Here is a 9,962-nt window from a genome sequence, read left to right on the forward strand (position 1 = left end):
GACTAACCCGCGCTCACTACGATGCTCCGCGCGGCGACCAATCCCTACAGCGCGAATCTCCACTCCACCGATTTCCGGTACATACCACCCTCTTGAGGTGTGCAGTGAAGCGCTCGGCCCCGCGTCCGGGACCGACAGCTTGCGTTCGACGTCAACGATAGGTCTCGTGCAACGCCTCCTCGATCTGAGACGGAGTCGGTGCACCGGCGTACCCGCGCTCAGTCGCGTAGACCCGGCACGCGAGCGAGCGAACCGGTTGCGTCGGAAACAGGTCGACGCCGTCGACGAGGATCGTGGGCGAGCCTCCGAATCGGGTGTTCGCCGCTTCGGTCTCGGTGTGGATCGTTACCAGCTCGATGGGCACTTCCGCGAGCTCGGCGGCATCCAGCGCGGCGCGCGCGTTTGCTTCGGCGATGGCCGTGTTCGGGCAGTCGACGATGTGCAGCAGTTCGACCTTCATGCGATCTGCTCCTTCCGGGGCCGGGCCGCGCGCAAGCCATTGAGGATCACGATGACCTCCGCGATCTCGTGCACGAGCACCACGGCAGCGAGTCCCAGGACGCCGAAGAGGGCGAGCGGGAGCAGGGCGATGATAATCAGCAGCGACAGGATGATGTTCTGGTTGATGATGTGCCGTCCGCGCCGGGCATGGTCGAACGCGCGCGGCAGCAGCCGCAGGTCGTGCCCGGTGAACGCGACATCGGCCGACTCGATCGCGGCATCCGACCCGGTCGCGCCCATCGCGATCCCGATGTCCGCGGCGGCGAGGGCGGGGGCGTCGTTGATGCCGTCGCCGATCATCGCCACCGAACCATGCTGGCCGAGCTCAGCGATCGCAGCGGCCTTGTCCTCGGGGCGCAGCTCGGCGCGCGCGTCCTCGATCCCGGCCTGCGCCGCGAGAGCGCGGGCGGTGCGGGCGTTGTCGCCGGTGAGCATCGTGACCCCGATGCACTGCGCGGCGAGCGTGCGGACGACCTCCGGGACCTCCAGGCGCAGCTCGTCGCGGACGCCGATCGCAGCGACCGGCTCGCCGTCGCGGTGCACGATGACGACCGTCATGCCCTGCTCTTCCAGCCCTGCGACCCGGTCGCCGAGCGTCCCGGCGTCCAGCCAGCGGGGGCTGCCGACCGTGATCCGCGCGCCGTCGAGCTTGCCCTCGATGCCGTGCCCGGCCTGCTCGGTCACGTCCTCGGCTACTGAGGCCCCCGGCGCGGCGGCGGTGATCGCGGCCGCGAGCGGGTGGGTGCTGTGTTGCTCCAGCGCGGCCGCCCACGCCAGCGCCTGCGCCTCGGTGGTCCCGTCGGCGGTGAGAACGGCGGTGACGACGGGCTCGTTTCGGGTGAGGGTGCCGGTCTTGTCGACGGCGACGTGGCGGATCACGCCGAAGCGCTCGAACGCGGCACCGGACTTGATGATCACGCCGAACTTGCTCGCCGAGCCGATCGCGGCGACCACGGTCAGCGGCACGGAGATCGCCAGCGCGCACGGCGACGCCGCCACGAGGACGACCAGGGCGCGAGTGACCCACAGCTCGGGGTCGCCGAACAGCGAACCGATCAGCGCCACCAGGACGGCGAGGACGAGCACACCAGGGACGAGGGGTCGGGCGATGCGGTCGGCGAGGCGGGCGCGGTCTCCCTTCTCGGCCTGCGCCTGCTCGACGAGCTCCACGATCGTGGTCAGCGAGTTGTCGGTGCCCGCCGCGGTCGTCTCGACTTCCAGCGCGCCGGCGGAGTTGATTGCACCGGCCGAGACTGCATCTCCCAGCTCGACCTCGACCGGGATCGACTCTCCAGTGATCGCAGACGTATCCAAACTCGAACGACCCGTGACCACGACGCCGTCGGTCGCGATCCGTTCGCCCGGCCGCACCAGCATCAGCTGGCCCACCTGGAGGTCTTTCGCGGCGACCTCGACCGACGCGCCGTCGCGGCGGATGGTCGCTGTCTCAGGGACGAGCTTGAGCAGCGCCCGGAGCCCGCCGCGGGCGCGGTCCATCGCCTTGTCCTCCAGCGCCTCAGCGATCGAGTACAGGAACGCCAGGGCGGCGGCCTCCTCGACGTAGCCGAGGATCACCGCGCCAATGGCGCTGATCGTCATCAGCAGGCTGATGCCGAGCTTGCGCTTGAACAGTTTGCGGATCGCGCCCGGGGTGAACGTCGACGCTCCCAGCAGCAGACCGAGCCAGAACAGCACCAGCGCCAGGATCTCGAGCCCGGACCACTCCAGGACGAGACCGGTCAGGAAAGCGACGCCGGAGAGGACCGGGACCATGATCCCGCGGTCCCGCCACCAGGGTCGCTCCTGCACCTCCTCAACTGCTTCGCCGACCGTGGTCTCGGGCTCGTCGCAGCCGCACGCCGCGCTCATGCGCCTGCCCCCGTCCCGCAGCAGCCCGGCACCGGGCACTGGTCATCAACGCATGGCGCGTGCTCGTCGACGGCCAGCGTCACATCCACGAGCGCCGTGAGCGCCGCAGCGAGGTGCGGGTCGGCGATCTCGTAGCGCGTCTGCCGTCCCTCGGGCTCGGCGGCCACGATGCCACAGTCGCGCAGACAGGTCAGGTGGTTCGACACGTTCGACCGGGTCAGCTCCAGCTCGCGCGACAGCACCGCCGGATAGCTCGGGCCGTCGAGCAGGGTCATCAGGATCCGGGATCGCGTCGGGTCCGCCATGGCTCGGCCGAGCCGGTGCATGACGTCGAGGCGTGAAGCAATGGTCAGCATGCACTGAACTATACAGTGACTGCTGACCTATTTTGCTCATCGCATCGGCAGGTCAGACCGCTCAATCGACGCCAGAGGTTATACGGCGAAACGAAATTCCACCACGTCCCCGTCCTGCATGACGTAGTCCTTGCCCTCCATCCGGGCCTTGCCGCGGGACCTGACCTCGGCGACGGAGCCGGCCTCGATGAGGTCGTCGTAGCTGATGACCTCGGCCTTGATGAAGCCCTTCTCGAAGTCGGTGTGGATGACGCCCGCGGCCTGTGGCGCCTTCCAGCCCTGGCCGATCGTCCAGGCGCGCGACTCCTTGGGGCCGGCCGTGAGGTAGGTCTGCAGGCCGAGCGTGCGGAAGCCGACCCGAGCGAGCTGGTCGAGGCCCGCCTCGTCCTGACCGGACTCGGCGAGCATCTCCGCCGCCTCGTCGGGCTCGAGCTCGACGAGCTCGGACTCGAACTTCGCGTCGAGGAAGATCGCCTCCGCGGGTGCGACGAGCTCACGCAGCCGCTGCTGCATGGCCTCGTCGGCCAGGCCGTCGTCGTCGGTGTTGAAGACGTAGATGAACGGCTTGGTCGTCATCAGCTGGAAGGAACGCAGGATCTCGGGGTCCAGTCCCGCGGCCGCCCCGGCGGCGGACAGCGTCTCGCCGCGCTCGAGGATCTCCACGGCGGCCTTCGCCGTCGCGAGCACCTCGGGTTCGCCCTTCTTGATGCGGGCCTCCTTCTCCAGCCTGGGGATCGCCTTCTCCAGGGTCTGCAGGTCGGCGAGCACGAGCTCGGTGGTGATCGTCTCGATGTCCGCCGCGGGGTCGACCTTGCCGTCGACGTGCACCACGTCGGGGTCGCTGAACGCCCGGGTGACCTGGCAGATCGCGTCCGCCTCGCGGATGTTGGCGAGGAACTGGTTGCCGAGCCCCTCCCCCTCGCTGGCGCCCTTGACGATCCCGGCGATGTCGACGAACGACACCGTGGCGGGCAGGATCTTCTCCGAGCCGAAGATCCGTGCGAGCTCCGCCAGACGCGGGTCGGGCAGCGGCACGACGCCGACGTTGGGCTCGATCGTGGCGAACGGGTAGTTCGCCGCGAGCACGGTCGCGCGGGTCAGCGCGTTGAACAGGGTCGACTTGCCGACGTTGGGCAGGCCGGCGATTCCGATGGTGAGAGCCACCCGGGGAGTCTAGGCGCCCGGACCCGCGCCCTCACCCCTGCGCGCGAGGAGGTCGCGGATCTCTCGTACCGCGGCGTCGAGCTCGGCGCGGCTCACGCTGCGGTCCTCGGGCCGCAGGTCGACCGCGACCTGCCCGCCGGGCGTGATCGTGGCCCGCTCGACCTCGGTGGCCGCATCGGCCCCCTGGGTCCTCAGCACGATCTCCAGCTCGGTGCGCGTCATGCCCAGGCGGCGCAGGGCTCGCTCGTCGACCACCCCGCCCTCGATGAGCACGGTGTCTCGCCCCTCGAGCAGGAACCCCAGCCAGCCCACCCGGGTAGCGAGCCGCTCGAGCCCTGCGTTGACGGCCACGAGGACGGCGACGCCGAGGACCGCGCCCGTCAGCGAGAAGTCGTCACCGATGATCGCGTTCTGGATGGCCTCGCTCAGCAGCAGCACGACGACGAGGTCCAGGCTGTTCATCTGCGCGAGCATCCGCTTGCCGGCCACCCGCACGATCACCGCCACCGCGAGGTAGACGAGGATCGTGCGCAGGAACTTCTCCACAGGGCCGATCTGCATGTGCAGCAGGTCCTGGACGAGGGTCGAGGTGAGGATCTCGTGTGTCACGGCCGGCTCCTTGGCTAGCGCGGTCGCGACCCGGCACGCCCGCGAGGGTCCAGCCTGGCACCGCCGACGTCGGTGGTCACTGTCAGGGTGGGGCCATGTCGACGCCGGTGGTCCTCTCGCTCGTCCTGCTCGCCCTGGTCGTGGGTGCCGTCGCGGGCGCCCTGGGGCACGCGGCGCGCACCTCGGGTCGGGAGTCGGCCCGGGCAGCCGACCGGGCGGCCCGCGCCGCCGAGGACGCGGCCGCCCTGGGCGCCGCGCAAGCCCGGGCCGAGGAGCTGGCCGCCCAGGTCACCGAGCTGAGGTCGCGGGCCGCGGCGGACGCCGACGTCCTGCAGGCGCTCGCCCCGCTGCGCTCGGGCCTGGCCGACGTCGGACGCCAGGTCCAGGTCCTCGAACGCGACCGGGCCGCCCAGGCTGCCGCGCTGGACGAGCAGCTCGCCGCCGCCAGGCGGGCCGACGCCGAGCTCGTCGCGGCCACCGGCGAGCTGGGCCGCGTCCTGCGGGCCACGGGCCCGCGCGGAAAGTGGGGTGAGGTGACGCTGCGCCGGGTCGTGGAGGCGGCCGGGATGCTCGCCCACGTCGACTTCGACACCCAGCGCACGGCAGGCACCCTGGCGGGGACCTCCTCGGCGCGCCGACCGGACCTGGTCGTGCACCTGCCGGGCGGCCGGACGCTGGCGGTGGACGCCAAGGTCCCGATGGACGCCTACCTCGAGGCCACTGCGATCCCCGAGCACGCCGCCGGGGAGGAGGGCGAGCGACGCGGCCGGCTGCTCGTCGCCCACGCCAAGGCCCTGCGCGGGCACGTCGATGCCCTGGCCTCCCGCGGCTACCACTCCGAGCTGCCCGGCAGCCCGGAGCTGGTGGTGCTCTTCCTGCCCTCCGAGCCGCTGCTCGGCGCCGCCCTCGAGGCCGACCCCGGTCTGCTCGAGCATGCGCTGGCTCGCGGGGTCGCGCCCACCTCGCCGTCCTCGTTGCTCGCGCTGCTGCGCGCGGTGGCCGCGGTGTGGAGCAGCGAGAAGGCCGCCGACGACGCCGGGGAGCTGCTCGAGCTGGGCCGTACCCTCGCCGACCGCCTCGCCGTCGTCGCGGGACACCTGGGCCGGGTCGGCTCCTCGCTGCGCTCGGCCGTGGGGCACTACAACAGCGCGGTGGGTTCCATGGAGAGCCGGCTGCTCGTCACCACGCGGACCCTGGAGTCGCTGGGGGTCGCGGACCTGGCCGTGTCACCGATCGACGCCGACGACGCGCAGGTCCGGTCCTTCACCGCCCCCGAGCTCGCCGCCGCGGCCGGCGAGGAAGAGGACGTCGATGGGGCCCGCCGCGCCGGTTGAGCGGCGCGGCGGAGCAGCGCCCTCCCGGCGTGCGGCCCGTCACACTCCCCCCTTCCCGCGACTCCACAGGCTCCACGCGGCGCCCACCAGCATCACCACCGCGCTCCCGAGCGCGACGTACGCCCCGAACCCGAGGCCGATCTCGATCCCGATTGCGAGGTCACGGATCGACACGATGCTGTCCCAGGCAGCGACGACGTGCAGCACGACGGCCAGGAAGGTGACGAGGGACGCGACTGCTGCGACGAGCCGCACCGGCTGCCACGCGCCACCGCGGACGATCACGCCCCCGGTGAGGAGACCGCCGACAGCTCCGAAGGCGGTGGCGAACGCTATGCTCGAGTTAGCGAACGCGTTCTCGGACACGTTCTCCGATCCGTTCCAGGACCCGGGCACGCTCATGACGATCCACGGCAGGACGAGCCCGACCATGACGCCGAGCCCGCCGATGACGACGACCAGACCGGCCGACGGAGACGGGGCCGCCCAAGCCCGGGACCCCTCCTGAGGCCGGCCGCCGGACGGGTCGCTCATCCGTCGTCCTGCCCCCTGGCCGACCGGCCTCAGACGGTCTTCTTCTGCACGAGCGCCCAGATCGAACCCACGAGCGCCACGGCGCCGCCGACCACGACCAGGTAGAGGCCGATCCCGATGCTGGCGATGTCCTCGATCCCCGTGGACTCGATCTCGTCCATGGCATCGATCAGGTCGTAGGCGCCGATGCCGGCGGCGATGAGCGAGAGCACCAGCGCGACGACGGCGAGCCAGGCGCGTCCCTTGCTCAGGCCGATGACCACGCCGGCCACCGCGGCGAGGATCGCCGCCGGCAGGATGATGACGCCGTCCCGGCCGTCGTCAAGGCCGTTGAACGACTGCTCGATCCCCTGGTACGAGACCTCCACCCACGGAAGCGCGCAGGCGACCGCGGCGATGATCCCGCCGATGACGATGACCCAGCCCGCGACGGGGGCCGACACCCGCCGGCCGGAGGGCTGCGCACCGTAACCGCCGTAGGGCGACGCGGCCTGCCCGTACCCCGGCTGGCCGTAGCCCTGGGCCGGCTGCTGGCCGAAGCCCTGCTGCCCGTACCCCTGGGCGGGCGCCTGGCCGTAACCCGGCTGCCCGTAGCCCTGCTGTCCGTAACCCTGGGCCGACTGCTGCCCGTACCCGGGCTGGTCCCATCCCTGTCCGCCGTACTGGTCGCTCATCGCTGGACCTCCTGTCCGTCTGGGTCGCGGGACGGGTCCTGCACCTCGTCCGCCCGCGGGTCTCGCGGTTCGCGTCCAGGGAAGCGTATCGGCGCGAGAGTTCGCCGCCCGACCACGGAACGGGTACCTCGCACCACGCCGGGACCGCGCGCCGGGTCCCACCGGCAGGCCGGTCCGGCCCGACGCTGCGGGCGTCGGGCCGGTGCGCGCCTCTCGTCAGGTGCGGGTGCGGGAGCGCTGACCGGTCAGCATCCGGGAGATCGCGGCGATGACGCCCTCTCCCCCGCGTCGCTGCGGCTGCTCGTTGTACGGCCGCACGGGCGAGTTGTGCGCGCCCTGGCCGCGGTTGGCGAACGCCTTGCCCCGGGGGGCGAAGGAGTGGTCCGCCTGGGGTCCGCCCCAGCTCTGACCGGACCACCGACCACGGGTTCTCGACGTGTCGTTCATGTCCTCACCTCCACCGACGGCCCGGCCGGCCACCTCGGTGTGGCTCCGACGGCTCGCGCCCGCGGTAGTGGCCAGTCTACCTTGCTGACGCAGTTATGCGCCCGATTGTTCCGCCGTGTCCTTTTCACGGCCGGCGCTGCGGGCCCGACGCGGGGCGTCGACCTGCACGCCGGAGGCCTTGAGGTCGGCGCGGAGGTTCTTCGGCAGGGAGAACAGCACGTCCTCGGTGGCGGTGCGCACCTCCTCGACGGCGAGGAACCCCAGCTCCTGTAGGCGCAGGACCACGTTGCGCACGAGGATCTCCGGCACCGAGGCGCCGGAGGTCACCCCCACCGACGTGGCGCCGTCGAACCAGGCCGGGTCGATCTCGTCGGCGGTGTCGACCCGGTAGGAGGACCCGGCACCGGCGTCGAGGGCGACCTCGACGAGGCGCACGGAGTTCGAGGAGTTCGCCGAGCCGACGACGATGACGACGTCGGCCTCGGGCGCGAGCTTCTTCACCGCGACCTGACGGTTCTGGGTGGCGTAGCAGATGTCGTCGCTGGGCGGGTCCTGGAGCGCCGGGAACCGCTCGCGCAGCTTGTTCACCGTCTCCATCGTCTCGTCGACGCTCAGCGTGGTCTGGGAGAGCCAGATGACCCGCTCGGGGTCGCGGACGGTGACCTGGTCGACCTCGTGGGGGCCGTTGACGACCTGGATGTGCTCGGGCGCCTCGCCCTGCGTGCCCTCGACCTCCTCGTGGCCGTCGTGGCCGATGAGGAGGATGTCGAAGTCGTCGCGGGCGAAGCGCACGGCCTCCTTGTGCACCTTGGTGACCAGGGGGCAGGTCGCGTCGATCGTGGCGAGGTTGCGGGCGGCCGCCTGGGCGTGCACCGCCGGGGAGACGCCGTGTGCGGAGAAGACCACGCGCGCGCCCTCGGGCACCTCGTCGGTCTCGTCGACGAAGATCGCCCCGCGCCGGGACAGGGTGTCGACGACGAACTTGTTGTGCACGATCTCCTTGCGCACGTACACCGGCGCCCCGTAGAGCTCGAGGGCCTTCTCCACGGCGTCGACAGCGCGGTCGACGCCGGCGCAGTAGCCGCGCGGGGTGGCCAGGAGGATGCGCTTCCCGTCGGGCGAGTCGAAGGACTCCACCTGCTGCGGGAACGCCGACGCGCCGGCCAGGGACTGGATCGTGTCGGTGGAGGTCACACCCCCAGGATAGGCCGCCGACGCAAGGGGGCGCCGGGTCGAGGCGGCCCTCACACCGGGGCCCGGGCGGCGTCGGTCAGCGCAGGGCCAGACCCCGCACGCGACCCGCCGTCCACACGAGGTAGCCGCACACCAGCCAGGCCGCCACGAGCATCCCGACCGTCTGCCAGAAGTCGCCGGCGTCGGGGTCGAGGAAGCCGTACATCGGGTAGCCGGTCCGGCTCGCGTCCCACATGTACAGGGCCAGGTAGCCGACCATCGGCAGCAGCCACACCACGGGCCAGAACCCGCCGAGCCGGTCCTGGTTGCGGCCCACGACCAGCCAGTCGAGGACCATCGCCACCGGCAGGACCTGGTGCACCACCAGCGAGAGGCGCTCGTCGAGCGAGCCATCGAGCAGGGTGAGGAAGATGATCGCCGTCATCACCGAGTAGGTCGTTACCATCCCCCGGAACCAGCCCACCGGCCCCTCGAGCCGTCGACGCGCCGGGCCCGGTCCGACCACCCGCAGCACCGAGCCGGTCATCGCCAGGGCCACCAGCACCGAGTTGACGGTGGTGAAGAACATCAGCTGTCGCCCCACGGCCTCCCACCCGCCGGCGTCGTGGGCGGGGACCAGCTGCTCGTACACCGACCAGATGGCCAGCGCCGCCACGGCCGCCCGCCACAGCACCGCCACCACGACCCCCGCGGGGCTCGCCGGCGGCAGGCCCCCGGCCCGGCGGTCGGCCGCGTGCGCACCCGCCCCGGGGCCGACCGGACCACCGGGTCGGCCGGGGCCGCCGGGTCCCTGGCCGGGCCAGGCGCCGACGCCGGGCTGCTGCCCGTACCCCGGCCCTCCCATCGGCGCGCCGCCCGGGCCGGGCCGCTGGTACCCACCAGGGCCACCGGGACCGCCGGCCCAGCCGGCACCGCCCCGGTAGCCCTGCGCGCCGCCGTACGCGGCCGCGCCCGCGGGCGCGCCCCAGCCACCGTGGCCCGGCCCGGCCGCGGGTGGACCGCCGAGGGGCTCCTGCAGCGCGGGCAACTCGGCCGTCGAGTCACGTACGTACGGGTCCTGCGGCGTCGCGGCGGAGACGTCCCCCGGTGAGCGGCCCGCGCCCGGCGAGGGCACGGCCGCCACCGAACCCGTCGAGCGCCACCGCGCCGGCGTCGTCCCCGGGACCGCCACCGTGGGTTCGACGTCGTCGTGCGCGTCCGGCGTGCGGTTCACAGCGGGTCTCCTCTCCGTCCTTGCCCGAGCCCGCTCGAGGCTATCCGGCGACCGGCCCGGGCGCCGG

11 protein-coding genes are annotated in these 9,962 nt (G+C 72.3%); 1 reads left to right on the forward strand and 10 read right to left on the reverse strand.

Annotated features, from left to right (window positions below):
* Nucleotides 1-151: 151 nt before the first annotated feature.
* From AC3D3D_RS05995 to AC3D3D_RS06015, 5 genes are all read right to left on the reverse strand, one after another.
* Nucleotides 152-460, reverse strand: a complete 309-nt coding sequence (locus AC3D3D_RS05995) for a hypothetical protein (RefSeq protein ID WP_012397801.1) — start codon at nucleotides 458-460, stop codon at nucleotides 152-154.
* Nucleotides 457-2,370 (reverse strand): heavy metal translocating P-type ATPase, encoded by a 1,914-nt coding sequence (locus tag AC3D3D_RS06000; protein ID WP_463662664.1) that lies wholly within the window; start codon nucleotides 2,368-2,370, stop codon nucleotides 457-459. The genes AC3D3D_RS05995 and AC3D3D_RS06000 overlap by 4 nt, the downstream gene beginning before the upstream one ends.
* Nucleotides 2,367-2,726, reverse strand: a complete 360-nt coding sequence (cmtR, locus tag AC3D3D_RS06005; protein WP_012397799.1) for a Cd(II)/Pb(II)-sensing metalloregulatory transcriptional regulator CmtR — start codon at nucleotides 2,724-2,726, stop codon at nucleotides 2,367-2,369. The genes AC3D3D_RS06000 and cmtR overlap by 4 nt, the downstream gene beginning before the upstream one ends.
* Before the next feature lie 78 nt (nucleotides 2,727-2,804).
* Complete coding sequence (ychF, locus tag AC3D3D_RS06010; RefSeq protein WP_463662663.1) at nucleotides 2,805-3,890, reverse strand: redox-regulated ATPase YchF; 1,086 nt, start codon at nucleotides 3,888-3,890, stop codon at nucleotides 2,805-2,807.
* 9 nt (nucleotides 3,891-3,899) lie between these two features.
* Nucleotides 3,900-4,499 carry a DUF421 domain-containing protein gene (locus AC3D3D_RS06015; RefSeq protein ID WP_463662662.1) on the reverse strand — a complete coding sequence of 200 codons (600 nt, stop codon included), beginning with the start codon at nucleotides 4,497-4,499 and terminating at the stop codon, nucleotides 3,900-3,902.
* Nucleotides 4,500-4,594: 95 nt separating this feature from the next.
* Here AC3D3D_RS06015 and AC3D3D_RS06020 point away from each other — a divergent pair, with 95 nt between their 5' ends.
* Nucleotides 4,595-5,833: a DNA recombination protein RmuC gene (locus tag AC3D3D_RS06020; protein ID WP_463662661.1), complete on the forward strand. Its 1,239-nt coding sequence runs from the start codon at nucleotides 4,595-4,597 to the stop codon at nucleotides 5,831-5,833.
* Between the two features lie 39 nt (nucleotides 5,834-5,872).
* Here AC3D3D_RS06020 and AC3D3D_RS06025 read toward each other — a convergent pair whose 3' ends face one another.
* The 5 genes from AC3D3D_RS06025 to AC3D3D_RS06045 form a co-directional block, all read right to left on the reverse strand.
* Complete coding sequence (locus AC3D3D_RS06025) at nucleotides 5,873-6,367, reverse strand: hypothetical protein (protein ID WP_463662660.1); 495 nt, start codon at nucleotides 6,365-6,367, stop codon at nucleotides 5,873-5,875.
* A gap of 29 nt (nucleotides 6,368-6,396) precedes the next feature.
* Entirely contained in the window at nucleotides 6,397-7,041 is a 645-nt protein-coding gene (locus AC3D3D_RS06030; RefSeq protein ID WP_463662659.1) for a hypothetical protein, read from the reverse strand.
* Between the two features lie 216 nt (nucleotides 7,042-7,257).
* Complete coding sequence (locus tag AC3D3D_RS06035) at nucleotides 7,258-7,488, reverse strand: hypothetical protein (RefSeq protein WP_463662658.1); 231 nt, start codon at nucleotides 7,486-7,488, stop codon at nucleotides 7,258-7,260.
* 93 nt (nucleotides 7,489-7,581) lie between these two features.
* Nucleotides 7,582-8,655, reverse strand: coding sequence for a 4-hydroxy-3-methylbut-2-enyl diphosphate reductase (locus AC3D3D_RS06040; protein ID WP_463662676.1), 1,074 nt, complete (start codon nucleotides 8,653-8,655; stop codon nucleotides 7,582-7,584).
* Between the two features lie 103 nt (nucleotides 8,656-8,758).
* Nucleotides 8,759-9,895: a hypothetical protein gene (locus AC3D3D_RS06045; RefSeq protein ID WP_463662657.1), complete on the reverse strand. Its 1,137-nt coding sequence runs from the start codon at nucleotides 9,893-9,895 to the stop codon at nucleotides 8,759-8,761.
* Nucleotides 9,896-9,962: the final 67 nt, after the last annotated feature.

This window comes from Georgenia sp. X1117, assembly GCF_057784635.1.

Bases quoted from the DNA above. Each gene is read 5' to 3' on its own strand.
- AC3D3D_RS05995 (WP_012397801.1), bottom strand. From the start codon at position 460: ATGAAGGTCGAACTGCTGCACATCGTCGACTGCCCGAACACGGCCATC.
- AC3D3D_RS06000 (WP_463662664.1), bottom strand. From the start codon at position 2,370: ATGAGCGCGGCGTGCGGCTGCGACGAGCCCGAGACCACGGTCGGCGAA.
- cmtR (WP_012397799.1), bottom strand. From the start codon at position 2,726: ATGCTGACCATTGCTTCACGCCTCGACGTCATGCACCGGCTCGGCCGA.
- AC3D3D_RS06020 (WP_463662661.1), top strand. From the start codon at position 4,595: ATGTCGACGCCGGTGGTCCTCTCGCTCGTCCTGCTCGCCCTGGTCGTG.
- AC3D3D_RS06025 (WP_463662660.1), bottom strand. From the start codon at position 6,367: ATGAGCGACCCGTCCGGCGGCCGGCCTCAGGAGGGGTCCCGGGCTTGG.
- AC3D3D_RS06030 (WP_463662659.1), bottom strand. From the start codon at position 7,041: ATGAGCGACCAGTACGGCGGACAGGGATGGGACCAGCCCGGGTACGGG.
- AC3D3D_RS06035 (WP_463662658.1), bottom strand. From the start codon at position 7,488: ATGAACGACACGTCGAGAACCCGTGGTCGGTGGTCCGGTCAGAGCTGG.